Annotated in this window: 19 protein-coding genes, 1 tRNA gene and 10 pseudogenes; 18 read left to right on the top strand and 12 right to left on the bottom strand. The window is 68.4% G+C overall.

Features of this window, described 5'->3' with window-relative positions:
• Nucleotides 1-45: 45 nt before the first annotated feature.
• Nucleotides 46-1,014: a cyclase family protein gene (locus ABZ707_RS21840; protein WP_360177292.1), complete on the top strand. Its 969-nt coding sequence runs from the start codon at nt 46-48 to the stop codon at nt 1,012-1,014.
• 32 nt (nt 1,015-1,046) lie between these two features.
• Here the strand turns inward: ABZ707_RS21840 and ABZ707_RS21835 are convergent, their stop codons facing one another.
• Nucleotides 1,047-1,709 (bottom strand): SDR family NAD(P)-dependent oxidoreductase, encoded by a 663-nt coding sequence (locus ABZ707_RS21835; protein ID WP_360177289.1) that lies wholly within the window; start codon nt 1,707-1,709, stop codon nt 1,047-1,049.
• Nucleotides 1,710-1,800: 91 nt separating this feature from the next.
• Between ABZ707_RS21835 and ABZ707_RS21830 the strand changes: the two genes are divergently transcribed.
• Nucleotides 1,801-2,214, top strand: coding sequence for a MerR family transcriptional regulator (locus ABZ707_RS21830; RefSeq protein ID WP_360177286.1), 414 nt, complete (start codon nt 1,801-1,803; stop codon nt 2,212-2,214).
• A gap of 179 nt (nt 2,215-2,393) precedes the next feature.
• On the opposite strand, the gene ABZ707_RS21825 is transcribed toward ABZ707_RS21830, so the two are convergent.
• The 5 genes from ABZ707_RS21825 to ABZ707_RS21805 form a co-directional block, all read right to left on the bottom strand.
• Nucleotides 2,394-3,272 carry an SDR family oxidoreductase gene (locus tag ABZ707_RS21825; RefSeq protein ID WP_360177283.1) on the bottom strand — a complete coding sequence of 293 codons (879 nt, stop codon included), beginning with the start codon at nt 3,270-3,272 and terminating at the stop codon, nt 2,394-2,396.
• Nucleotides 3,269-4,060, bottom strand: a complete 792-nt coding sequence (locus ABZ707_RS21820; RefSeq protein WP_360177280.1) for an SDR family oxidoreductase — start codon at nt 4,058-4,060, stop codon at nt 3,269-3,271. The genes ABZ707_RS21825 and ABZ707_RS21820 overlap by 4 nt, the downstream gene beginning before the upstream one ends.
• Nucleotides 4,061-4,566: 506 nt before the next feature.
• Nucleotides 4,567-4,899 (bottom strand): helix-turn-helix domain-containing protein, encoded by a 333-nt coding sequence (locus ABZ707_RS21815; RefSeq protein ID WP_360177277.1) that lies wholly within the window; start codon nt 4,897-4,899, stop codon nt 4,567-4,569.
• Complete coding sequence (locus ABZ707_RS21810; protein WP_360177274.1) at nt 4,896-5,315, bottom strand: hypothetical protein; 420 nt, start codon at nt 5,313-5,315, stop codon at nt 4,896-4,898. Before ABZ707_RS21810 ends, ABZ707_RS21815 begins: the two co-directional genes overlap by 4 nt.
• A 249-nt stretch (nt 5,316-5,564) precedes the next feature.
• Nucleotides 5,565-6,503, bottom strand: coding sequence for an MBL fold metallo-hydrolase (locus ABZ707_RS21805; RefSeq protein WP_360177271.1), 939 nt, complete (start codon nt 6,501-6,503; stop codon nt 5,565-5,567).
• Between the two features lie 101 nt (nt 6,504-6,604).
• On the opposite strand from ABZ707_RS21805, the gene ABZ707_RS21800 reads away from it, so the two are divergent.
• Both ABZ707_RS21800 and ABZ707_RS21795 read left to right on the top strand, forming a co-directional pair.
• Nucleotides 6,605-7,543, top strand: coding sequence for an AraC family transcriptional regulator (locus ABZ707_RS21800; protein WP_360177268.1), 939 nt, complete (start codon nt 6,605-6,607; stop codon nt 7,541-7,543).
• A 266-nt stretch (nt 7,544-7,809) separates the two neighbouring features.
• Nucleotides 7,810-8,203 (top strand): annotated as a pseudogene (locus ABZ707_RS21795) (transposase); the annotation flags it as partial.
• On the opposite strand, the pseudogene ABZ707_RS21790 reads toward ABZ707_RS21795, so the two are convergent.
• Nucleotides 8,169-8,351: pseudogene (locus ABZ707_RS21790) on the bottom strand (hypothetical protein); the annotation flags it as partial. The pseudogenes ABZ707_RS21795 and ABZ707_RS21790 sit on opposite strands and share 35 nt — an antisense overlap.
• 634 nt (nt 8,352-8,985) lie before the next feature.
• Between ABZ707_RS21790 and ABZ707_RS21785 the strand changes: the two are divergent.
• The 5 genes and pseudogenes from ABZ707_RS21785 to ABZ707_RS21765 form a co-directional block, all read left to right on the top strand.
• Nucleotides 8,986-9,210, top strand: a pseudogene (locus ABZ707_RS21785) (hypothetical protein); the annotation flags it as partial.
• A gap of 732 nt (nt 9,211-9,942) precedes the next feature.
• Complete coding sequence (gene uvrA / locus ABZ707_RS21780; RefSeq protein ID WP_360177265.1) at nt 9,943-12,429, top strand: excinuclease ABC subunit UvrA; 2,487 nt, start codon at nt 9,943-9,945, stop codon at nt 12,427-12,429.
• A gap of 134 nt (nt 12,430-12,563) precedes the next feature.
• Nucleotides 12,564-12,882 (top strand): annotated as a pseudogene (locus ABZ707_RS21775) (thioredoxin family protein).
• 32 nt (nt 12,883-12,914) lie between these two features.
• A complete protein-coding gene (locus ABZ707_RS21770) occupies nt 12,915-13,178 on the top strand; it encodes a UBP-type zinc finger domain-containing protein (protein ID WP_360177262.1) in 264 nt (87 codons plus the stop codon).
• On the top strand, nt 13,178-14,992 hold the full coding sequence (locus ABZ707_RS21765; protein ID WP_360177259.1) for an FAD-dependent oxidoreductase: 1,815 nt from the start codon (nt 13,178-13,180) through the stop codon (nt 14,990-14,992). The genes ABZ707_RS21770 and ABZ707_RS21765 overlap by 1 nt, the downstream gene beginning before the upstream one ends.
• Before the next feature lie 84 nt (nt 14,993-15,076).
• On the opposite strand, the gene ABZ707_RS21760 is transcribed toward ABZ707_RS21765, so the two are convergent.
• Nucleotides 15,077-15,811, bottom strand: a complete 735-nt coding sequence (locus ABZ707_RS21760; RefSeq protein WP_360177256.1) for an alpha/beta fold hydrolase — start codon at nt 15,809-15,811, stop codon at nt 15,077-15,079.
• A 170-nt stretch (nt 15,812-15,981) separates the two neighbouring features.
• On the opposite strand from ABZ707_RS21760, the pseudogene ABZ707_RS21755 reads away from it, so the two are divergent.
• Nucleotides 15,982-16,368 (top strand): annotated as a pseudogene (locus ABZ707_RS21755) (helix-turn-helix domain-containing protein); the annotation flags it as partial.
• 816 nt (nt 16,369-17,184) lie between these two features.
• Nucleotides 17,185-18,010: pseudogene (locus ABZ707_RS21750) on the top strand (IS5 family transposase).
• Here ABZ707_RS21750 and ABZ707_RS21745 read toward each other — a convergent pair.
• Entirely contained in the window at nt 17,992-18,444 is a 453-nt protein-coding gene (locus ABZ707_RS21745; RefSeq protein ID WP_360177253.1) for a DUF5959 family protein, read from the bottom strand. The pseudogene ABZ707_RS21750 and the gene ABZ707_RS21745 sit on opposite strands and share 19 nt — an antisense overlap.
• A 158-nt stretch (nt 18,445-18,602) precedes the next feature.
• Between ABZ707_RS21745 and ABZ707_RS21740 the strand changes: the two are divergent.
• A pseudogene (locus ABZ707_RS21740) lies at nt 18,603-19,554 on the top strand (transposase).
• Between the two features lie 94 nt (nt 19,555-19,648).
• Here ABZ707_RS21740 and ABZ707_RS21735 read toward each other — a convergent pair.
• Nucleotides 19,649-20,680: a saccharopine dehydrogenase NADP-binding domain-containing protein gene (locus tag ABZ707_RS21735; protein ID WP_360177250.1), complete on the bottom strand. Its 1,032-nt coding sequence runs from the start codon at nt 20,678-20,680 to the stop codon at nt 19,649-19,651.
• Nucleotides 20,681-20,782: 102 nt separating this feature from the next.
• Here ABZ707_RS21735 and ABZ707_RS21730 point away from each other — a divergent pair, with 102 nt between their 5' ends.
• Nucleotides 20,783-21,772, top strand: coding sequence for a helix-turn-helix domain-containing protein (locus tag ABZ707_RS21730; protein ID WP_360177247.1), 990 nt, complete (start codon nt 20,783-20,785; stop codon nt 21,770-21,772).
• A 12-nt stretch (nt 21,773-21,784) separates the two neighbouring features.
• The gene (locus ABZ707_RS21725; protein WP_360177468.1) at nt 21,785-21,928 is read left to right on the top strand and encodes an ATP-binding protein; all 144 of its coding nucleotides are present in this window, start codon (nt 21,785-21,787) and stop codon (nt 21,926-21,928) included.
• A 196-nt stretch (nt 21,929-22,124) separates the two neighbouring features.
• Here ABZ707_RS21725 and ABZ707_RS21720 read toward each other — a convergent pair.
• A pseudogene (locus ABZ707_RS21720) lies at nt 22,125-22,388 on the bottom strand (IS3 family transposase); the annotation flags it as partial.
• Nucleotides 22,389-22,434: 46 nt separating this feature from the next.
• Between ABZ707_RS21720 and ABZ707_RS21715 the strand changes: the two are divergent.
• The 3 genes and pseudogenes from ABZ707_RS21715 to ABZ707_RS21705 form a co-directional block, all read left to right on the top strand.
• Nucleotides 22,435-22,589, top strand: a pseudogene (locus ABZ707_RS21715) (IS110 family transposase); the annotation flags it as partial.
• Between the two features lie 57 nt (nt 22,590-22,646).
• Nucleotides 22,647-22,784, top strand: a pseudogene (locus ABZ707_RS21710) (transposase); the annotation flags it as partial.
• On the top strand, nt 22,773-23,186 hold the full coding sequence (locus ABZ707_RS21705) for an IclR family transcriptional regulator C-terminal domain-containing protein (protein WP_360177465.1): 414 nt from the start codon (nt 22,773-22,775) through the stop codon (nt 23,184-23,186). The pseudogene ABZ707_RS21710 and the gene ABZ707_RS21705, both read left to right, overlap by 12 nt.
• Before the next feature lie 399 nt (nt 23,187-23,585).
• Here the strand turns inward: ABZ707_RS21705 and ABZ707_RS21700 are convergent.
• Nucleotides 23,586-23,662, bottom strand: a tRNA-Pro gene (locus ABZ707_RS21700).
• Between the two features lie 101 nt (nt 23,663-23,763).
• On the opposite strand from ABZ707_RS21700, the gene ABZ707_RS21695 reads away from it, so the two are divergent.
• On the top strand, nt 23,764-24,228 hold the full coding sequence (locus ABZ707_RS21695) for a DUF309 domain-containing protein (protein ID WP_360177244.1): 465 nt from the start codon (nt 23,764-23,766) through the stop codon (nt 24,226-24,228).
• Nucleotides 24,229-24,246 lie beyond the last annotated feature (18 nt).

Below are 24,246 nucleotides of genomic sequence, written 5' to 3'. Positions count from 1 at the left end.
CGCGCCACAATGCCCCAGCCCCAGACCGCCCGGAGGAAAACCGAAATGGAAGAGAGCATGGAAATGGTCGGCGATCACAGAAATGACGCGGGAAACGGCGCGACGCAGGGCGACGCGACGATTTCCCGGGCCGCCGAAGAAATGAACCGGGGCGGCAGGGAACGCCGGATGTACGAGCTGTCGCACGTGTACTCCGACAGAATGCCTCAGTCGCCTTTCGCGGAGCGGATCAGCGTCACGTACAACCCGACCGACTATATCGCCTCCCACGCCGGAAACGGCGAGGTGATGACGGGCCAACTGGGCAGCCAGGGAACAAAAATGGATGCCCTGGGTCACTTCGGCTACAGGGATTCCAACGGCCAGGTCGCCTATTACGGCGGACTCAAGCAGGCCGATGTGAAGCCCACGGATGAGTCACCGCTGCTCCGTCTCGGGATCGACGAAGTACCCCCCATCATCACCAGCGGTGTGCTGCTCGACGCCACAAGGCTGAAGGGCAGGAGCATGACCGCCGGAGAGCAACTCACCGCGGCGGACCTGCAAACAATGATCGAGAAGCAGCGCCTGCGGGATCTGCTGCCGGGAGACGCTCTCTTCATCCACACCGGCTGGGAGGAAAAATGGCTGGACGAAAATCCTGACCCGGCGAGCACCGAGTACTACCGTGCAGGGCCCGGAATCTCACACGACGCCGCGCTCTACATCGCAGAAAAGGAGATCGTCTGCGTGGGGATGGATGTGCCCTTCATCGATGCCGTCTGCGATGGATTCCTGGAGGGGGCCGCGAAGGCACCGTCCGACGCGCCCGCCGAACTTCCCTTCTTTGTCCACCATCAGAATTTGACGCAGGCCGGCATCTACCAGATCCACAATCTGTCCCTCGCCGAACTCGCCGCCGACAAGGTCTATCTCTCAGCGACGATCATTCTCCCCCTCCGCATCAAGGGGGCCGCGCACTCGGCCGTACGCCCGGTGGCCATCGGCCGGCCCCACGTACCGTCGGCCGGGTGATCCGACCTCACCTCCCCGAAGCGGCGTTGGACTCAGGCGAGGCCGCTGTGAAGGACTTCCCGTTGCCACCGGTGTCGCGGCTGGGTGTGCAGCCGCCAGTAGTGCTCCGCGATGTCGTCCGGGTCGAAGGCCGTACGCGGAGCGACCGGACCGTCCACCGTGACACTGGCCACGTGGACTCCCGAGGGCCCGTATTCCTGATCGAGCAGGGCCACCAGGGTGCGCACTCCGGCCTTGCCGAGCGAGAGGCTGACATGGGAAGCCTTCGGCTCGGGCATTCCACCGGTAATGAGGAAGGAACCGCTGCCGCGTCGCGCCATCTCGGGTGCGATGTGGGCGGCGGCGGTCAGGGCTCCGACCACATTGACCGCCCAGGAGTCCAACTGGCGGCGCGCGGACAGCTCTCCGGGCCTGTCGGGCTGGATGACCGCCGCGTTGTAGACCACGACATCGGGGAGGCCGAACGCGTCGACCGCCGCGTCGAGTGCCGCACACAACGCCGTCTCGTCGGTGCTGTCGGCGGTCAGCGGGACGACGGGCACTCCCCGTGTGGAAGGGGAGACCTCTTCGGCCGCGTCGGCGGGTGTCGTGGCGGTCCGTGCGATGAGCGCGATCGGCAGGCCCTCCCGCGCGAACCGGCGGGCGACCGAACGGCCGATCCCCGGACCGGCTCCGATGACTATCGCTCCCGGCATCGCTGACTCCTCCACTGGACGACACGACCGACCACCGGAACGTTAAAGTGTCACATCAGTGTGAAGGTCAACCTCTGGGCGGGGGCGCCATATGCGGATCGGTGAACTGGCCGAGACGACAGGGATCAGCCGGCGGTTGCTGCGCTACTACGAAGAGCAGGGGCTGCTCCGGCCGCTGCGGCTGGCCAACGGCTACCGCGAGTACTCCCCGTCGGACGTCGCCGGTGTACGGCACATCCGCGCCCTGTTGGCCGCCGGGCTGCCCACCACGGTCATCGCGCGATTACTGCACTGCGTCCACGACGACGGTGAACGAGTCCTACCGTCGACCTGCCCAGGAATGATCGCCAGCCTGCGGCGAGAACACCGCCGTATCACCGACGCGATCACACAGCTCCAGTCGTCCCAGCAGGCGCTCGACACCATGCTCACCGCCGCCCTGCGACCACACGGCAACCGACCGAGCAGCGCGAACGGGGCCGCACGCCCGGCGGATTCGGCCTGACCACGGTGGGACGCACGGCCACACAGCGGCGCGGGGTCTTCCCCAGGCCGCCGTCTGCCACACCGTCCCCGTACGCCGCCTGACATGGCAAACCTCCGCGCGTGGTGTGGTGCCCGCGCACCTCGCCACGCCGGAGGTCTTCGCCATGATCACGACACCCGTGTCAGCACCGCTTCTGATCACTGCACCTGGCGCGACCGCCGCTGTCCGAGAAACTCCCGGATTGACGTCGTGGGCCGGCCGATCAGCCGCTCGATGTCATCGGTGGGGGTGAACTCGCCCTCGGCCATGGCGCGGAACCACGCGGCGGCGAACGACGCCCAGGGCTCCGGCATCCCGGCCGCCACACGTGCGGCGACGTAATCCTCGACCGGTGTGTCCTGGTAGGTCACGGGCGCGCCGGTGACCTCGCCGAGAATCACGGCGACGTCGTCGAGGGTGAAAGCCTGGGAGGCCGCGAGCGTGTAGCTGTGTCCCGCGTGGCCTTCGGTAGCCAGTACAGCAGCGGTCGCCTCGGCCATGTCGGTCCGCGTCGCCAGTGCGGTCGGGGTGTGACCGGCGGGCACCCGGATGACGCGGTCAGCAGCCAGCTCGCCGATCAACATGTCGAACGACTCCAGGTACTGCGAGTTGCGCAGCACGGTGACATCGAGCCCGGACGCTGCCAGCTCCTTTTCGGTGTACGCGTCCCACTCCGTGACCTGGGGAATCTCAAACGTCGACCCCGCACGGCGCTGGATGGCCGTGTAGTGGACGTGTCGCACCCCGGCTGTCTTGGCGGCGTGGATCACGTTCCGGTGTTCCGCCTTGACATCGGTGAACGTCCTCGCCGAGATCAGCAGAAGCTTCTCCACACCGTCAAAGGCCCGTTCGAGGCCATCGGGGTCCTCGTAGTCGCCGCGCCGCACGGAGACTCCTCGATCGGCGAAGTCGGCGAGTTCCTCGGGCCGGCGGGCCAGAGCCGCGACACGATGGGCGGGAATCAGCTTCAACAGGAACTCCACGACCTGGCGCCCGAGTTCACCACTCGCGCCGGTGACCATGATGAGCCCGCTCATGCTTCAACTCCTGTCGTCGTGGCCGGCCGGCCCGGCACAAAGGGAACGGTGTCGGGCGCCTCACGTCGCGCCGCGAGAATCGCGCGAGCGGCATCGCCGACAGGTACGCGCAGCGGGAGCTGCGGCAACTCGGCGGCATCCGCGATTTCGACGGCGGCCTCCTCCGGCGTGATCATCCCCGCCCTGGCCCCGCTGTCGGGGTCCCGTGCGACGATCGCAGCGTACGGGTCGCCGGGAAGCGTATAGCTGGTCACGGCGTCCAGCGCTCCGGAGCTGACCGTTCCCGGCTCCAGGAGGGCGGCTTCGAGGCCGAACGGGGCGACCTCGATGGCGAGTGCCTCGACCAGCCCCTCCAGCGCCCACTTCGTCGCCTGGTAGGCGGCTCCCGGCGGCGCGACGATGCGTCCGACGACGCTGGACATGAACAGCAGGCGTCCATGCCCGCGTGCCCGCATGCCGGGAAGGACTGCCTGGGCCACCCGAAGGGACCCCAGCGTGTTCAGGTCGAACAGTTCCGCCAGCTTCTCCGGGGGCGTGGCCTCGACGGCAGCGAAGAAGATCACCCCTGCGTTCGACATCAGAATGTCGACTTCGCCGGCGTTTCGCACCGCAGCGCTGATGCTCTCCGGGTCGGTGACATCGAGCGGCAGCCGCTGATCGACGTCGAGGCCGGCCAGCGACCGGGGATCACGTGCCGTGGCTACGACTCGGTGACCCCGGCGTGCGAACTCCGCCGCTGTTGCGCGGCCAATTCCCTTGGAGGCTCCGGTGATCAGTACTGATGCCATGACATCTCCTGGCGGTTTGTGTGTTGGGCGAGCCCGGCGGTGACACCGCCGATGCCTTCGGGAGCGGCGATCAGAATCGGGACCATGGGTTTACTCCTGAAGGACATGGGTTTACTCCTGAACGGGACGGCTCAGCGCGGGCGTGCGCCGGGCTACGGTGCGAGCCCCGAGGGGCTCTTCCCGCCGGATGGGCCTGCGGGACTTGGTTTGACTTTCACACTCACTACTCCTTGCACTGTAGACCGAGTTTGGAAGTCATACCAACTCATGAGGGCTCGGCCCGTGCTTCGGCCAGGTGTCATCAGGCGCAGACGGAGCCGCCGGCGACGACTGGACTCCTCCAGGCGTCGTCCCCGGGGGTGTTTCTCTGGACCGGGCCGCCCCGGGGAGTGTCGGATTCATCCATGTACATCCCGTACACAGACGGTCCCCTGCCGTGCGATCGCACGCACCGGACACCGCGAGCCCGGCCCCGCGGGCGGACGACACCACCGTTGAATCACGCCTCAGAAGGCGTGATTTTCGCCCCAGATCTCCAGCTCACGGAGCACCGGCGCAATGGCCCTGCCCGCGTCTGTGAGGATGTACTCGTCGCGCGGCGGGTGCTCGCAGTATCGACGGCGCGCGATCACTCCCGCCTTCTCCAGCTCACGCAGTCGGGTCGTGAGCCTGTCGCGGGGCGCACCGGTGTTGGCCTGAATGTCATTGAAGCGATGGACTCCGCGGGACAGATCGCGGAGCACGAGCAGGGACCACCGGTCGCCGACGATGTCCAGTGCGGCGGCGATGGGGCAGCCACGGCCGCCACCGGCCTCGATAGATTTGATTTTCAGACTCACGCCCCCCAGCGTAGCCGATCGCCGTCGGCATCATCGTGCGGAACTGAGCCGGCCTCGCGCTCGGCGACCACGCCCGCGACATGGGTGGCGCCCACGCCGATCTCTCCATCGGCGGGCGCCACCTCGTAGGGGCGCGCCCACGCGCCGTGGTGCTCGCCGACGGCAGGGCCGTCGCATGCGGGGAGCCCGCCGAGGTCCTCACCGGTGAAGGCCTGAGCGAGGTTTTCCAGGTCCAGTGCGACGTGGACACAGTGGCCGGCACACCACGTTTCAGCTTCCGACCGCGACGGCGACACCCGCTGTGAATGAGGGCTGGTGAACGGGGGCGTTGCGGCGACGTCACTGAAGCCGTTGAGCGCCACTGCCTCGACGAGTGCCTGGCGGCCGGCGAAGGCCGCCCTCCTGGTCGCGCTCATGGTTTGGCGACAGCTCCCGCATCGCCCTGGCCTGCTGCTCCGCCGCCTCCGCGATGTCCGGATCCAGCCCCGGGCCGGCGCCGCGGCCTGGCGGTGCGCCTCGACGGCGCGTTGGTGCTGGTCCAGGCCCCCGCTTCGGCATACTCCGGGTTCATCCCCCGCGCCCGCCACGTGACCCGGATGTGCCTCGGCCGGACGAGGAGACGACCTGACGTGCTCAGCAGGTGTGCCGGTAGGCCGGGTAGGCATTTACCCCGCGTCAGCACTCTTCTCCCGGCTTGCTGTTGCCCATGGGCCAAGGGCAAACCGGTCACTGTCCCGTCGTACTTCCAGGGCCCCTGCGCCACCGAAGTGCGCGGGAACGAGCAACTCCCGTTCGTCAGCCGCCCGCCCGAGAATCCGACGACGGCTGGCCACCGCTTGTTCCGGGGCCAGGCAGGCGCTGCTGTTGCAGCAGGGGTCCAAGATCTGCACCGGGCTGTGCAGCAGATCTCCGACGAAGACCGCCCGATCGCTGCCGGATACGAGTCGCAGCACGGATGAGCCGGGAGTGTGACCGGGTGCGGACTCCAGGGTGAGGTGTTCGTCGATGCGGTGGAGGCCGTTCCACAGCACGGCCTGTCCGGCCTGGTGGATGGGCGCGATGCTGTCTTCGTAGATCAGGCGGTCGACCTCCCGCGCGCCGTTCCCGTAGGCGTGGTCCGGACCGTAGTGGAAGTCGTCCGCGGCCGGAATGAGGTACTGGGCGTTGGGGAACGTCGGTACCCACTGCCCGTCCGCGTCGACGGTGTTCCAGCCGACGTGGTCGACGTGGAGGTGAGTGTTGACGACGACGTCGACGTCCTGCGGGCGGACACCGGCCCTCGCCAGGAGGCCGAGGAAATCACTCTGGGAGTGGTGGAACGGCCCCATGCCCGGCCGCTCGCGCCCGTTCCCCGCTCCGGTGTCGACCAGGACGGTCCGGCCCGCGCTGCGCAGCACCCAGCTCTGCAAAGCAAGCACTACGAGCTCGCTCTCCGGCTCCCAGTGGTCCGGTGCCAGCCAGTCCTCGTTGTCCTTCCACACATCAGCGGCAGCTCCCGGGAACATCCCGGAGGCAGGCAGGAATGGTTCGCACCACTCAACAACCCGGATGACCTCGACGTCTCCCAGCATCATGCTCTGCGCACTCTCGTTCTCGTTCGTCACGTGTTCGACCTTAAGGACCGTCGAACGATCGCCTCAATATGCATTCAGCTCAAGAAAATACGAATCCGTCTCATCTTTCATTCGGGATATACCCTGGCCGGATGGATGTGGTGAGCGATGCGATCTCTGCCGTGCACCTCGGGCACCCCCGGTCCCACCGGCTGCGGATAAGCGGGAGTTGGTGCGCGCGACTGGACCCGTACGACGGCGCGGGCTTCTACGTCGTCCTCAAGGGCCACTGCTGGCTACTGACCGACGGCGGCGCCCCCATACCTCTCGGCGTGGGTGACGCGGTGCTGCTGCCCCATGGCACAGGCCACGTGATCGCCGATTTCCCGGTCGACGCGGCGGTCGCGAAGAAGAAGGCGGTGCCGTTCGAGCAATGGCTTGTGGGGGCAGAGCCGCGAACCCGGCCCGATCGCTACGAGACAGAGATACTCTGCGGCAAGTACTGGCTCGACTGCAGCCGCATGCACCCGCTCATGGCAGAGCTGCCTGATGTCGTCCACCTTCCCAGCCGAGTAAGCAGCCACCTCGAACTCCGTGCCGCCATCGATCTGCTCGCCGGTGAGCTGGATGAGATGCGACCCGGCTCCTGCGTGGCGCTCCCGAGCCTGCTCGACCTCCTCCTCGTCTACATGATCCGCGCCTGGATGACCGAGGCCCCCTGCGGAGCCTGGCCCCGCATACTGGGCGACCCGGTGGCGGCCGCCGCACTGCGGGCGCTGCATTCGAACCCGGCCGCGCCGTGGAGCAATGACCGTCTGGCGGCGGAGGCGGGCGTCTCCCGTCCCACCCTCGCGCGCCGGTTCAGCAGTCTGGTCGGCCGCCCTCCGATGGCGTACCTCACCTGGTGGCGCGTGATCCGCGCCGCCACCCTGCTCCGCGACACCCAGGACACCCTGGCCACCATCGCCGGCCACGTCGGATACGGCAGCCCGTACGCACTCTCACACGCCTTCCAACGGGAGTTCGGCACCACACCAGGGCGGTATCGAGCGCAGGCCGCAGGACGATCCGCTGACGCCGAAACAAACTGACAGCAGGAACCCGGCCAGGCAGTGACGCTCACAGTCATAGGGACATGGCATCCGCGGTCGCGTGCGCACTGACTTGACTGGACCCGGTCGTGGCCAGGTCGGGCGGCTTTCTGAAGCCGGCTCGGCCAGGTTTTGCTCACCCAGAGGGGTGAAGTCGACGTCGAGTTCCTGGTCGTATGCCTACAGCTCGCGACGCACGCCGGAACGCCCTGCCGGGGGGCGCCTGCCTGGTTCGAGACGCCGTCCTCGAACAAATCACCGACCGGAACGGAACACCCCTTGCCGTGTCCCTGACCGGCAGGAAATTGCCCTGCCGCCACGCAGTTGACACCACTGCTGGACGCGATCGCGCACATCCGCGGGACCCGCGGCCCGCCCCCGTCGCCGGCCCGGGCGCCTGTTCGCCGACCGGGGCTACGACTACGACAAGTACCGCCGCCTCCTCCGGGCCCGCGGCATCACACCGAAGATCGCCCGCAAAGGCATCACCCACGGCTCCGGCCTGGGAAAGACCCCCTGAGTGGTGGAGCGGACTTTCCCCTCGCCCTATCAGTTCAAACGGCTGCGGACCCGCTACGACATACGCGCGGACCTCCACCCGGCCTGCTCCAACTGGCCTGCGGCATCATCTGCTTGCGACGACTCCGAACGTCATTCTGAAACAATCAGTTGGACGCTTGTGGCTGTTCCCGTGTTCGTTCGGATGCAGGACCACCTTGGTCCAGCCATCGTCACGGGCGTCGAAGTGGTCGTAGGCGGTGGGGGCCTCGTCTAGGCTGAGTTCGTCGGAGACGACGAAGCTCGGCTTCTGACCGCAGCACGGATGCGATGGAGACGGCGTACAGCGCCTGACTGCCGGGAGTTGGTGCGACGGGGTCCATGGCTACGGCATGCCTCTGTGGGCCGTTCACCCAGTCCAGGTGGAACGGTGGTGCCGCCGTGGGCCTGGCCGGCTGGGCTTCGGCGCTCCGGCGGCGTGCCGTCCGAGTCCCCCCGTCGGCCCTTGACGCGAAACAAGCACGCACCGGTCGGTCAGCGGAATCTTCGTACGCGGACGACCACCAACCCATCTCCGGCGCGGGTCACCAGCCAGCTAGGCGCCGTCGTCGTCCTGGAGCATGTGGCGGCGTTCCTGTTCGCGCTTGGAGTAGGCGGCTGCCCGGATCGCCTCGTCGCTCTCCAGGCCTGATCCCAGCGCTCCGCCCACGGTGGCGACCGAAGCGACGAACCAGGACAACGTCCAGTATTCCGCGGCGTGCAGCGGGGTTCCTGTTGTGGCGGCGTACACGTGGCCGTTGAGGATGAACAGGGCCCACACCAGGTTGATGACGATCAAACCCACGTAGCAGACAATCACCCCGATACCCACGGTCATGACCGTCGAGGCGTTGTAGAGCCTCGCCCTTTGCCTCGCCTCGGGCGAGTGCTCTGCCGTTCGATGCCACAGCCGCGCGTCCACGATCAGCCAGCCGATCATGAGCGCGACCGACCCGACCGTGGCGATCACGAGGCGCGGCGCGCTCAGGGACTCGGCCAGGTTCCAGATGGTGGAGTTCACGGTGGCGACTGCTCCCGTGGCGAGGGCGGCCGCCAGGGCTTTCGACAGGCCCGGCACCAAGCGCCACGGCCGGTTGGCGCGGACCATACCAACGAGTAGCCTCAGGTAGCCGCGCGGCCCGCTGACGACGTACCGCAGATCAGCGGTCTCCTCCGCACCGACCTGGCCCGGGTGAATAGGCGCGAAACGACTGACGAAGGGAGCCAGCAGCGGCTGACTCCGCGGAGGTCCCGCCACCCCGGTGGCCCGCCGACCCGCCAGACTGAGCACGGCTTCTTCCACGGCCCGCCGGGCCCTCGTCTGCAACCGCAAGCCCCCCAGCGTAGGAAGAGACAGCAGTGCCACGCCGTGTTCGTGACTCAGATCCACCACAAGCTTGCGCCCGTGTGAGTGCAGCGGAAGGTCGGTGAGGGCCACGACGATGTCCCAATTCCGCGCACTTCCACGGTCCATGATCCGGCGCATCAAGGTGGGCAGGTCCTCGGTCCCCGCGGTGAAGGGCTCACTGACCACCTCGACGTCGAACCGTCGCCCCTGGCCAGACCTGTCGGCGAGCCGAGCAGGAAGTATCCGGGCCATGCGCTGCGCGATCTCCGTGGGGGCGTCCGGATCCGCCAGGAGAGCCACGACCGTAACGCCCTGAGACGACATCCGCATGACTCCTTCTCGTCGGCTGCCCCCGCGATCGCCCGTGCGCACAGGATGCCCCCGAGGTATCACCGCCGCCGCGTGACACGCTGGCCCCTCCCCGCAGGTCCAGGCGGTACGGTCGCTCGTGTGAGCGAGGCCCGGGCCGGCCGCCTGTCGCGCGCCTCCCGGCGCTATCAGGTAATCAGGAACGGTGAACAAGGACGCGACCGACCCCTTCGTGCATGTCCGGGGCGCCAGTGAGAACAACCTGCGGAACATCGATGTCGACGTTCCGCGGGACGCGATGGTCGCCTTCACCGGCGTCTCCGGTTCGGGCAAGTCCTCGCTCGCGTTCGGCACGCTCTACGCGGAGGCCCAGCGGCGCTACTTCGAGTCTGTAGCACCGTACGCCCGAAGGCTGTTGCAACAGGTCGGCGCACCGCACGTACAGGACATCACCGGACTGCCACCGGCCGTGGCCCTGCAGCAGCGACGCGGGTCGCCCAGCTCGCGCTCGACGGTCGGCACCATCACCACGCTGTCCAATCTGCTGCGCATGCTGTATTCCCGCGCCGGCACCTATCCGCCCCGGGCCGCACGGCTGGAGGCCGAGTCGTTCTCACCCAACACCGCGGCCGGCGCCTGTCCGGAGTGCCACGGACTGGGCGTTGTGCACGACGTCGCCGAGGACCTGCTCGTCCCGGATCCTTCGCTGAGCATCCGCGAGGGGGCGATCGCCGCCTGGCCGGGCGCCTGGCAGGGCGCCAACCTGCGCAGTGTCGTGAGCGGCCTGGGGATCGACATCGACCGACCGTGGCGCAGGCTCAGAAAGAAGGACCGGGACTGGCTGCTGTACACGGACGAGCAGCCCTCCGTGTACATCGAGCCGGAGGAGGACCGCGTCGACTACGGCTACCAGGGCAAGTTCTGGAGCGCCCGCAAGCACGTCATGCACGTCCTCGCCGACTCCAAGAGCGAGAAGATGCGCGAACGGGCGCTCCGGTTCGTCAGGAGTGTGCCCTGCCCCGAGTGTCACGGCAGCGGACTGCGGCCCGAGGCGCTCGCCGTGACCTTCGCCGGATGTTCCATCGCCGAGATCAACGCGATGCCGCTCACCGAGGTCGTGGCGCTGCTGCGGCCCATCGCGGGGCGGTCCGAGGCCGACGCCACCACGCCGACCGCCCGATCCGGGGAGACGACCGAGGTCGCGGTCCGGATCTGCGGCGATCTGGTCGCGCGGATCAACGTACTGCTCGACCTGGGGCTCGGATATCTCAGCCTCGGGCGCCGCTCGACGACCCTGTCGCCCGGCGAGGCGCAGCGCCTGCGGATCGCCACCCAACTGCGCTCGGGGCTGCTCGGCGTCGTCTACGTCCTCGACGAACCTTCCGCGGGCCTGCACCCGGCTGACGCGGAACCGCTGCTGGACGTGCTGGACCGCCTCAAGGCGGCGGGCAACTCGCTGTTTGTCGTGGAGCACGACATGGACGTCGTACGGCGGGCGGACTGGGTGGTCGACATCGGCCCCGGCGCGGGCGAGGGCGGCGGACGTGTGCTGTACAGCGGCCCGGTCGCCGGTCTTGAGCGGGTCGGGGAGTCGGCCACCAGCCAGTATCTGTTCGGCCGCGCCCAGCCGCTCGATCACCGCCCGCGCACACCGCACGGCTGGCTGCGCCTGCGCGGTGTCTCCCGCCACAATCTGCACGACGTGTCCGTCGACGTGCCGCTCTGCGTACTGACGGCGGTGACGGGCGTGTCCGGTTCCGGAAAGTCGACGCTGGTGACGCAGGTGCTCGCCGAGGTCGTCCGCGGCCACCTCGGACTCGTACCCGAGGAGTCCGACGAGGCGCAGCTTGAGGTCGACGTCCGGGACGCGTCGGGGGTCGAGTCGTTCGACCGGCTGGTCCGGGTCGACCAACGGCCCATCGGCCGAACTCCTCGCTCCAACCTGGCCACGTACACGGGGATGTTCGACGCGGTGCGCAAGCTGTACGCGGCGACGGACGAGGCCAGGGCGCGCGGCTACTCGGCCGGGCGGTTCTCCTTCAACGTGCCCGAAGGGCGGTGCGAGACCTGCCAGGGCGAAGGATTCGTCGCGGTGGAACTGCTGTTCCTGCCCGGCACCTACGCGCCGTGCCCGACCTGCGAGGGCGCCCGGTACAACGCCGAAACGCTGGACGTCACCTACCGCGGCAAGAACATCGCGGAAGTGCTGGCGCTGTCCGTCGACGCCGCCGCCAAGTTCCTGTCCGCCGTCCCGGCCGCCTCCCGCAGTCTGGAGACGTTGCGCGAGGTGGGACTGGGGTACCTGCGGCTGGGCCGGCCCGCGACGGAACTCAGCGGTGGTGAGGCGCAACGCATCAAACTGGCCACCGAACTGCAGCGAGCGCGCCGCGGGCACGCGCTCTACCTGCTCGACGAGCCGACGGCGGGGCTGCACCCCTCGGACATCGCGCTGTTGCTGCGACAGTTGCACCGGCTCGTCGACGCCGGCAACACGGTCGTCCTCGTCGAGCACGACCTGGACACCATCGCCACCGCCGACTGGGTCATCGACCTCGGGCCGGGCGGCGGTGACGCGGGCGGGCGGGTCGTGGCGGCGGGCCCGCCGGCCAAGGTGGCGAGGGCCCGCCGCAGCGCCACCGCGCCCTATCTCGCGGCCCGGCTCGCACACTGCCATCGGCGGAACACATCGTAGACCCGGCCCCAGGGCCCCTACTCGACGGACATGTCCCGCCACGGAACACCGGTACGGACCCGGAACCGTATGCCGTCGATCACACGAGGGAGGCAGCGACCGTCGGTTGTCCGAACTGCGGGCACACCAACCGAGTGCCCGTGGCCGCGGAGGGCGCCCCACGTGCGGCCACTGCGAGCAGCCCCTACCGTGGGTGGTGAACGCGGGCGACGACGACTTCACCGAGGTCGCCGAGCGGGGCGGCTCCAGCGCGGGGCTGACCTATGCGGCGAAGGTCGCCACCGATCTCGCCGGCCGCATCACACTCGTCAAGGTCGACGTCGACAAGAATCCGCGGCTGTCGCGGCGCTTGAGGTCCAGGCGGTGCCGGCACTGCTCGTCCTCGACCCGGGCGAGACGGTCGCCCGGCAGGCGGGGGGGGTGCCCGCCCCCCGCTCTGCCCAGTGGGTGTAACAGCCGATCACGGCCCCGGAAGGGTGATCCGGATGACCCTGCACGCAGACCCCCATCTCTCGCTTGTCCGGCCGGTCCAGCCGCTGACCCCAGAAGGGTGTCAGGAGTGTCTCCTGCTCGGCTCCCCGTGGGTCCACCTGAGGCTCTGCCTGACCTGCGGGCACGTCGGCTGCTGTGACTCCTCGCCGAACAAGCACGCGCGTCGGCACGCGGCTACCGACGCCCATCCGATCGTGCAGTCGTTCCAGCCCGGCGAGGAATGGCGCTGGTGCTACGTCCACGAGGCGTTCGTCTGATGCCCGGCAACCAGTCGCTGCCGGGCGAAAACCCGGTGCCGGGGGAAGCGGACAAGGCCGTCTTCTGGGAGACCCCGGACCTCTACGGCGCGTATCCGCGCCTTACGGAGGACCAAGTGGCACGTCTGGCGGAGCACGGGCAACGCCGGAGCATGGCTCCGAACGACGTGCTGATCCAGGAGGGCGAGCGCTGCGAGACGTTCTTCGTCGTCCTCAGCGGTACCGTCGCCGTCGTCGAGGACTACGGCACTCCCGAGGAGCGCGTGCTGCGCGTGCACGGCCCCGGTCGCTTCATCGGCGAACTCGGCCTGCTGCACGGACAGGTGGCCTTCTACACCGCTGTCGCCAGGGAGCCGGGCAAGGTCCTCGTCGTCTCCCTGGACCAATTGCGCCACCTGGTGGCCCAGGACTCCACCCTCGGGGACGTCGTGCTGCGCGCCTGTCTGGGCCGTCGCGCGCTGCTCGTCGGACAGGGCGTCGGCTTCCGCATCATCGGCTCGCGCTACTCGCCCGACACCCGGCGGCTGCGCGAGTTCGCCATCCGCAACCGGCTGCCGCACCGCTGGATCGACCTGGAGACCGACGAGGAGGCCGAGGAGCTGCTGCGCCGCTTCGGCGTCGGCCCGGAGGAGACACCACTGGTCATCTGGCGGTACACCACCTTGTTGCGCAATCCCAGCAACGCGGAGCTGGCCCGGCTCATCGGCCTGCCGTCACTGCCCGCCGGAAGCCGTCACGGCGACGTCCTCATCGTCGGTTCCGGACCCGCCGGCCTCGCTGCCGCGGTGTACGCCGCCTCCGAGGGCCTGAGCACCACCGTGGTGGAGGCGATGGCCACCGGCGGCCAGGCCGCCACGTCGTCCCGCATCGAGAATCTGCTCGGCTTCCCCGCCGGCATCTCCGGCGCCGAACTCACCGAACGCGCCGTGCTCCAGGCGGACAAGTTCGGCGCCCGGATCAGCATTCCGGTGGAGGCGACCGCACTCCATCCCAAGGACGAGGACCACTACGTGGTGGCATTCGCCGACGGCAGCGAGATCGCCGCCCGCGCCGTCGTCCTGGCCACGGGTGCCCGCTACCGCCGGCTCCAGGTGCCCGGTATCGAACGCCTGGAGGGAACGAGCGTCCACTACTCGGCGACCGTCTACGAGGCCCAGCAGTGCCGCACCGACCCGGTGGCCGTCGTCGGCGGGGGCAACTCGGCGGGCCAGGCGGTGCTGTTCCTCGCCGGGTACGCGTCGAAGGTGCACCTGCTGGTCCGAGGACCCAGCCTTGAGGCCGGCATGTCCCGCTACCTGGTCGACCAGGTCGAGCGGCATCCGCGGGTGGAGGTCATGCCGCACACCGAGGTCACCGAGGTCACCGGCCAGGAGGTGCTGGAGGAGCTCGACGTGGTCGACAACCGCACGGGTGGGCACCGCCGACTCGCGGTACGGCGCCTCTTCGTCTTCACCGGCGCCGACCCCCACACCGAGTGGCTCGCCGGCATCATCGCCCTCGATTCCCGCGGTTTCGTCCTCACCGGCCCGGAGGCCCAGGAAGCCTGCGCCCACCCCGAGGTGTGGCACGAGCGCGGGCGCTCGTGCATGACCCTGGAGACCAGCCTGCCCGGGGTCTTCGCGGTGGGGGACGTCCGTAGCGGCTCGGTAAAGCGGGTGGCCTCGGCGGCCGGTGAGGGCGCGATGGCCATCCACTTCGTGCACCGGCACCTTGGGTACTCGGCCGCACCCGGCACCACGGGCACGTCCGCTGCCGCATGCGGCTCGGACATCTCTCCACGCATACGTCGCAAGGAGTCCGCATGGCTCGCATGACGAATGGCGGGCGATGAGATCACGCGAAGGAAGAAAGAGGCGAGGCAGCGCAAACCAGGTTCGATACGAAGTCCTCTGCGAATGTCAGGGACTGACGGCAGCCTTGAGAAGCAACGCGCTGAGTTCGCCGGGCATGGTGACCATACAATCGTGGCCGGTCGGCAGCTTCCACACCCGCGCCGGAGAACCGTTGGGCTGTACCGCGGGGACGGGCGGCAGAGTGAAGCCTTCCGCGTTCCCGCCGTCACAGCGGATGTGGGTGTGCGGGATCGCGTTCGCAGCCGGGTTGTCCAGCCGGACCGGTTGCTGGATGCAGCGCACCGGGTGATCCGAGATCACCGTGCGCAGCCACGCGACATCGGCCGGGTCGGTCACTCCGAACAGGCCGAGCGGGGGCGGCTGTTCCGGGGGCGGCGGAATGAGCCACGGGCGATCGGATTCCGCGGCCAGGTCAATCAGACCCTGTAGTTCGGGCAGGGTGTCGACCGGGGTCTCGCCGTCCTCCGGCACCATCGAGTCGACGTACACCAGGTGCGCGATCCGGTCCGGCACGTGGTTGGCCGCGGAAGAGATAACCGCCCCCGCGTAGCTGTGCCCCACCAGCACCACGTCGGTGAGGTCCGCTTCGTCGATCAGCCGGACGACATCGTCGACGTGTGTGTCGAGCCCTACTTCAGGGCTGAGCAGATGCGCCTTGTCGCCGTAGCCGGTCAGCGACGGAGCGAGCACACGATGTCCGGCCGACTCCAGCAGCGGAACCACTCGCTCCCAGGACTGTCCACTGTGCCAAGCACCGTGGACGAGCAGAAATACTGACATGACAGGAACAATCTTCTTTCTTGAGGCGTCGGGGCATCGAGATGCACGGAATAAAACAGCAGTTACCATTCGTATCTGGGTTCCCTTTGGGAACCGCAATCATCATGGTGTGCCCGACACGGGCCGGGCAATAGGGCACATTTCAGTGCCATGGTTCCCTGGAGGTAACGATGACCGTGGCGGACAGTGAGCCGGTTCCGGAGCGGCAGGACGCAAGCCGGCTCCGCGTCGTCCTCGGCATGGTCGGGGACAAGTGGTCGCTTCTGGTCGTGTGCAACCTCAAAGAAGGGCCGCGGCGCTTCTCCGAACTCAAGCGCTCCGTCGACGGGATCAGTCAGCGCATGCTCACCGTCACCGTGCGCAATCTGGAACGGGACGGCATCCTGACCCGCACCATCCACAACGTCATGCCGCCCCATGTCACCTACGCGCTCACCCCGATGGGCAGCACGCTTTGCGAAGCCGCCCTGCCCCTCCTGGAATGGAGTGCCGAGCACCTGGCGCTCATCGACGACGCCCGCGCGGAATACGACACGCGCGCCGACACCCCGCCCGCCGGGTCTGCAAGTTCATCCGACGGCCGGTCCTTTTGGCACGAGCCCGTCCTACCGCTGTCCGGGCGGCAGCCCGACCTTCGAAGCCTCGGAGCCCCGCACGGCGGCAAGGAACCCGGCACTACTGAAAGCGAGGGCTGACATACACTCCCGCCCTCCGGCCTGACCAGCAAGAGGCCCGTTGAAAAGCCGGAGTCCCCAGTCCCCGAGCAACAGACTCGGGGACGGACTCCGGCTTTCAGCGGATCAGCCGAGGGCCGCCGCCGATCGTGTGGCCGAGTGTTGCGGGGTTTGGGGCAGAGGCAGACCGTCGCCGGCGACGCGGGGTTCAGGTGGGCGTGGAGGTGGTGCCCGGCCTGTGTGACGGCCGCGCCCACACTGGTGATGAGGTTGAGGTCGCTGTGTCGGCGTACACATGAACGCCCCCACCCGCGTACAGACGAACGTGGACAGTGTTGGAGCGGTGAGACCTGCTGCTCGATACTCTGCTGATCGGACAGGGCGGGCGACGGAGGGCGGTTTCTGATCTCACCGAAGCTGGGCCGAGCCCATCCTGGCGCGAGGAGAGGGTTCGTGGCGGTCCGTCGTCAGGGGGTGCCGACACCGTAGCTGGTCGTCACCACCCGCCGGTGCGGCGAGGAGGCCCTGGAAGCACGGCTGAAGTGCATCGCCCGTCTGGGCGGGCTGCCGATGAGGGAGACGCGCCACGACCACACCCGTCCGGCGCGCAGCGTTGGCGCCCTTCCCGCTAAGAACTCCTAACGAAATGATCTTCGAGGTGGTTGGATCACTCCGGGAGCGTCGATCTGGGGGTGTGGGGTGGCTCGGCCGAAGCCGTGGGAAGTTGACGACGAGTTGTGGGCGGTGATCGAGCCGCTGTTGCCCAAGGTTGAGCGTCGGGCCCGGCATCCGGGACGCAAGCGGCATCCGGACCGGCTGGTGTTCCAGAACATCCTGTTCGTGCTGCATACCGGGATCTCCTGGGAACACCTCCCGCAGGAACTCGGCTTCGGCTCGGGCATGACCTGTTGGCGCCGCCTGGCCGAGTGGACCGAGGCCGGCGTGTTGCCCGGCTGCACGAGTTCCTCCTCGCCAGGCTCCGCGGCGCGAACGCCCTGGACTTCTCCCGGGCGGCGGTCGACGGCTCCCACATCCGGGCGTTAAAGGGGGATCCAAAACCGGACAAAGCCCTGTAGACCGGGGCAGGGCGGGTAGTAAACACCACCTGATCACCGACGCTACCGGCATCCCGCTCGCCGTCACCCTGACCGGCGGCAACCGCAACGACGTCACCCAGCTGATCCCACTCCTCCAGGCTGTGCCTCCCGTGCGGGGCAAGCGCGGCAGGCCCCGGCGCCGCCCGGACGTGGTGCTGGGCGACCGTGGCTAGGACCACGACAAATACCGCCGTCTGGTCTGGGGCCTCGGCGTGAAACCGCTGATCGCCCGCCGGGGCACCGAGCACGGCTCCGGGCTCGGCACCCAACGCTGGGTCGTGAAGCGCGCGTTCGCCCACCTCCACTGGTTCCGTCGCCTGCGGATCCGCTGGGAGATCCGCGACGACATCCACGAAGCCTTCCTCACTCTCGGATGCGCACTCATCTGCTGGCGACGCCTGGCAGCAGTTCAGCGCCGCCACTCATAGACACCCGGTGAGGACCGCAGGACCTCGCTCGGCCACTCCTTCATCACCTGCCCAAGCAGCCTTCGCTGCTCGTCGATCCAACCCTCTTCAAGGTTCATGGGAAGGAACACGGAGACGCACGAACTGCCCGGATCCTCTACATGGACAGCGGGAGTCTCGTGCTCTTCGTTGTGCGGCTGGATCCTGATCTCAGGGCTGTGGTCGTCGTCCCTCCAGCAGATGTCCTGCCCTGCAGCGAGGAGATCCAGAGCCCGGGACCAGTCCTCCAGGTCGGAAGGGAACAGGGACATGCCCAGCCGACCGTTGACGAAGCTGCTCGTGATCAGGACCTCTGCGTCGAGCTGGTCGTGAAGATGCAGCACACCCGGCGACCGACGCCCCAGAACACGCACCCGGAAGCCGTTGTCACCATCCGAGAGGCTGATCAGATCCACCGTGCACCCTCTGCTCTGCTTACCTTCACCCGCGAGAGCTCATGGTGCCGAAGCAGAGCTGCAGCCACAACCAGATTGCCCCAGTCTCATTTCGTTAGGAGTTCTTATACTCCAGCGGGGTTTCGTGTCCTGAGCTGGGGTTGTGCGTTGTACGGGGTATGGCGGGGACTGTTGAAGTAGACGTGTGGGCAGCTGAGTTGGAGTCGTTGCTGGGCCGGGTGGCGGGTCTGTTCGGGCGGGTTGATCTGCGGTGGCGGATGCGGGACTACGTCCGCGGGTTGCTGGGCCCGGTGGCCCGCAAGAACGGCTGGCAGCTTGCCGAATACGCGGGCCATCGCACTCCCGGAGGGTTCCAGCACCTTTTGAACGGGGCCTGCTGGGATGCCGAGGGCCTGCGTAACGAGGTGCGCGATTATGTTGTCGAGCACCTCGGACGGGATGGTGTGCTGATCATCGATGACACGGGTTTCATCAAGAAGGGCACCGCCTCGGCGGGCGTGGGCAGGCAGTACACCGGAACATCGGGAAAGATCGACAATTGTCAGATCGGGGTCTTCGCCGCCTGTGCCACCGACCGTGGCAGAGCGTTGGTCGACCGTGAGCTCTACCTCCCGAAGTCCTGGACGACAGACCGGGAACGGTGGCGAGCGGCGAAGCCTCTACGACTGGGCCGCCGCGAGAATCCCGGTCAACCTGGTCTTCGACCCCGATCCGCCAACCCACTACCGGTGGGTTCTGGCCCGCCGTAGCCTCTCCGATCAGGCGGAGACCGCCTATTACATGGCCTATGCCCCTACCACTGCCGACGTGACCGAACTCGTGCGGATCGCAGGAGCGCGCTGGGCTGTTGAGGAGTGTTTCCAGGCCGCGAAGAACGAGTGCGGACTCGACCAGTACGAGGTTCGGCGCTATCCGGGCTGGTATCGGCACATCACCCTCGCCATGCTCGCGCACGCCTTCCTCACCGTAGTCACCGCCCGCACAGACACCCCCGTAAAAGGGGCAGCAGAAACGAATCCACCAGCCTCATCCCCCTCACCGTGGGGCGGAGATCCGAAGGCTCCTGGCAGCTCTCCTCCCCGCCCCGGGACCCTCACACGCACGCCCTGAACTGGTCCCACTGGCGCAGAAAACACCAAGCCACAGCACAACGCTGCCACTACAACCGAAGAACCAGCTCAGGACACGAAATCCCGCTGGAGTACTAAGGATGCAGTACCAGGGAGATGTGCGAGGACAGCGCGCGGAGGAAGCCGGGCGCGTCGAACATCGCGCCGGCGGAGGCGACGCCGACTGTCCTGGTCCGGCCCGTGAGGATGCGGTCGACCGCTTCGACCGCGAGCGGTGCGGTGACGGCATAGATGTCCTGGCCTCTGGCCACGGCGCGCCGTTCGGTGTCGCCCAAGCGCACGACGACGTCGACGAGGAAGGTCTGTGCGGACCGCCCGTACTCGTCGACCGCAGTGGGAGTCGGCGTGTCCGGGGCCGACACGCCCCTGGCCGCTTCGGTCGTCATGTAGGTGCGTACTTCGGGGATGGACAGGTGGCTGGGGATGGTGACTACGTCGGCCATGGTGAACTCGCCGATGACGGCCCGGAGCCCCAACGGGTCCGGGAAGGGCCACTTCAGGGTGGGCAGGTCATCGTTGTGGTACTCCAACTGCCCCTTCGTGAAGCGGACACGGCGGCCGTTTCGCCGATCGACGGAGACCTTGCCTGCGGCGCGCGTCCCTTTTGTGGGGGCCCAGTTGTTCAGCCCGTACGCGATGTGCGCCTCGTTCGCCTCGGTCCAGTCGCCCATCGCTGCGGTGGCCAGCAGGTCGCCGAGGCCGCCGTAGAAGGCCATCGCGGGGACGATCGCCGTGCCCGCGTCGCGGGCACGGTCCGCGAAATGCGCGAACGTATCGGCGTTGGCCTCGATCTCGGCCGCCACATCGACGTACGGGATCCCGGCACGCAGGGCCGCCTCGATCACCGGGGCGGCCGTCGTGGCGAAGGGGCCCGCGCAGTTGATGACGGCTGCCGCACCTGCCAGTGCGCGGTCGAGCGACGCCGGGTTGTCGACCGAAGCAGGGCGAACCTCGACTCCGGGGTACTCATCCGCCAACGCCTTCAGCTTGTGGGCATCGCGCCCAGACAGGACCGGGAGTAATCCGCGCCCCCGCAGGTGTGCCACCACGAACCGGCCGGTGTGCCCATACGCGCCGTACACCGTCACCATCTGCCTCGCCGCCATGACTTCTCTCCTGTGCTTGAACCGATCAACTGCGACGATCCTGGCGCGGTTGAAGCTTCAGCCGTGAGTGTCTGGAACGACATCTCCCATACAATTCCGGACATGAAAACTGTCGCGCTGGCCGTCACCGACGGGATGCTGCACTTCGAACTGTCCGTGGCCCATGAAGTCTTCGGCTCCGCCCCGGGCGGAGTCACCGTCCCCTGGTACGACATCTCGGTCTGCGGGCCGGACACGGTGCGGTTCGGCCCGTTCCGGCTGGAGCCCGACCACGGCCTCGACCGGCTCCAGGGCGCCGACACCCTGATCGTCCCAGGCTGGGCCGACGTCGACGTGGCCCCGCCCGCCGAACTGGTCGAGGCGGTACGCGCGGCCCACGACGCGGGCGCCCGCGTGGTCTCCCTGTGCACGGGCGCGTTCGTGCTGGCCGCCGCGGGCGTACTGAACGGCAGGCGAGCCACTACCCATTGGGCGCACACCGACGACCTGGCCTCCCGTTACCCCAACGTGGAGGTCGACCCGGACGTCCTCTACGTGGACAACGGCAGCGTGCTCACCTCCGCAGGCAAGGCTGCCGCGCTCGACCTGTGCCTGCATCTCGTCCGCCTCGACCACGGCTCGTCGATCGCCAACGCCGTCGCCCGCCGCCTCGTCGTACCACCGCACCGGGCCGGCGGCCAAGCCCAGTTCGTCACCGCCCCGGTGCCCACCCAGGACGACCACCCGCTCGCCGCCCTGCTCCCCTGGATCATCGAACGGCTCGACCAGCCGCTGACCGTGGAGGACCTGGCCCGCCATGCACGGATGAGCTCACGCCACCTGGGCCGCCACTTCCACGCGGCGACCGGCACCACCCCCCTGCAATGGCTGCTGACCCAACGGATCCGCCACGCCCAGGAACTGCTGGAGAAGACCGACGAGAGCATCGACACCATCGCAGCGGCCACTGGCATGGGCACTGCCACGACGCTGCGCCGACACTTCAACCGCACCCTCGGCGTGCCCCCGGACACCTACCGCCGCACCTTCCGCTCCCAGCCGCGTTCTTCCCCAGGATCGGCAACCGGCCAAGCAGTACACGGTCGTGCGTAGGAGTCGTCAGACATCAACGCAGCTCGAACGCCCGGCTCCAGCACCGCGATCCTCGACCGCCTCTCGCACCACTGCGAGGTCGTGTCCCTCAACGGCCTCAGCCACCGGCTGGAAGAACCGCCTCATGGCATCGAGCGAGAGACCGAAGTGGCCTGACAGCTGGGGACGTTCAAACATACGCGACTGGGGAGTTAAGTCCGTACGCCGACACGCTGTCGAGTTCGGCGCCCGGTTCGGCCGCCCGCGCCATCATCTGGCCGGTGATATCCACGTCAGATCGTGGCACCGGACGGCAGGCGTCAGCTCAGGTCAGGTCCGGTAGTTGTAACCGGCGTTCCGCGAAGCGCCGTCCGCGTCGATGCGGCTTATCCGCGGTGAAGTCGCGGCCGATCAGGTCCGGGGCCTTGGCCGCGGCCGGGTCGGGGACGGTGGTGCGGTGCCGGCGGCGCAACCGGACCCCTTCGATCCCGGACGCCCGCATGATCCTGGCGACCCGCTTGTGGTTCACTGCCTCACCGTTCGTCTCGCGGAGCTCGGCGGTGATTCTCGGGGCTCCGTAGGTGCCGTCCGATTCCTGGTGCACCGCCCTTATCCGGGCGGCCAGCTGTGCGTCGGCCGCCTGCCGGGCGGCCCCGTCCGCGGCTGTCCGGCGCCGGTAGTAGTACCCCGCGGCCCTGATGGCCGTTGAGTCGTGGAAAAAGGGCCTGTGCCGGCCCGAGCCCGCGAACTTCTCCGCCTCGCCCCCACTCCGGCGCGAGCCGCAAAGCTGACCCGCACACAGCTTCAAGCCGCCCTCAAGCGAGCCGGCCGCGAACGCGGCATCGCCGCGGCGGCTGAAGTTTCCCCGTGACATCCTCCGAGCTCCTCGGGCAAGGCGGTCACCGCCGTGGCCCGGGAGCTCGGCATCAGCTCGGAGTCCCTGCGCGGCTGGTACCGCGAGGCCGAGGCCGACCGGGGCGAGGGCCGGGGCGGCGAGCTGACCAGCGCCGAGCGTGAGGAACTGCGGCGGCTGCGGCGGGAGAACCGCGAACAGCCCCCACCAGGCCACCGTCGTGAATCTGGCGATCGGCACTCGGATGCCACCGGCCGCACGAAGCCGACCGTCCGGCGGGACCTCACGGAAGCCCACCTCGCGCCGTTGACCCACAGGACATACACCTCGGCGGAGAAGCTCACCGCTCGCCTTTCCACCGTCCGCGAGCAGGGGTGGGCGGCGGTCGACCAGCATGTGGAAGTGGGCCGGCGTGCCGCCGCCGCGCCTGTCGTCGACGCGTCCGGGCAAGTGGTGGCCGCGTTGGCTCTCTCCTCGGGCACCTCAGGAGAATCCTTCGAGACGTTCGTCGGACGCGTCGTGCCCGAGGTGCTGCGCAGCGCGACTGAGATCTCCCGGCTCCTGGGCAACGCCACGGTGTGACCTGGCCGAGCACCCACTGCTGTGCCAAAAGGAACACGCAACCGACCAGAGTGTCGCGCCGTTGACCAGCAGGCACGGCGGTGCCAGCGCCAGAGAGCCCTGATCGAGACCGCGCACGGGCACACGATCGAGCGGGTACTCGCGTGGGTCGAGGACGAGGCGGCGGTAACCTGGCAAGGCAAGGACGGCATCTATCGTGAGTGGCCGCCCTGGAGCTGGGACGAGGCAGCAGCTTCTGACCGAGCAGGACCGGGACTCAGGTCGTTGACCCAATCAGCCTCGCCGTCCAGCCCGCCTCCGGACACCGCCGCTAGACCCACTGGTCCCCAACCGGCCCCCACGAAACACGGAAAGGCGGTACCGGATTTCTCCGATACCGCCTACGACCTGCGAAAACGCTGGTCGGGACGACAGGATTTGAACCTGCGACCCCTTGACCCCCAGTCAAGTGCGCTACCAAGCTGCGCCACGTCCCGATGCCCGGTCACACCGGGGCTTCCCCGGCCGACCACACAAGAGAACATTACCTCACTCCGTGCAGCGGGAAGACAGCCCCTGTCCGGGTGACAATCGGCATATGAAGGAAAACCGGCGGGACCGTGACGACGAGGGGCGGGCGCGCAACGCGCGTCCTCGTGACGGGCTGGGGCGGCCGCTGCCGTACGGGGCAGCCGGAGTGGAACGGCAGCCCGAGGGCGTGCTGCGCACACCCGAACAGACCGTCCGGGAGGCACAGCGGCTGCTCGACGCCGGCAAACCCTTCCACGCGCACGAGGTGTTCGAGGACGCGTGGAAGTCCGGCCCCGATGACGAGCGTGCGCTGTGGCGGGGCATGGCCCAGCTCGCGGTCGGGCTGACGCACGCCGCCCGGGGCAATACGGCGGGCGGCGCGCGGCTGCTGCTGCGGGGCGCGGGCGGGATCGCCGCGTATCGGCGCCCGCACGGTATCGATGTGGCCCGGCTGATGGAGTGGGCGCGGGAATTGGCCGGACGGCTGGACGGCCCGGTGGACGCGGCCGACGAGGCGCCCCGGCTGATGTGACGCCGTCCGTCGCGGCAC

It is taken from the genome of Streptomyces sp. NPDC006923, assembly GCF_040635655.1.
Lineage (GTDB): Bacteria > Actinomycetota > Actinomycetes > Streptomycetales > Streptomycetaceae > Streptomyces.
Note: the sequence above shows the minus strand (reverse complement) of the source record. Positions and strands in the feature narration are given on the sequence as shown.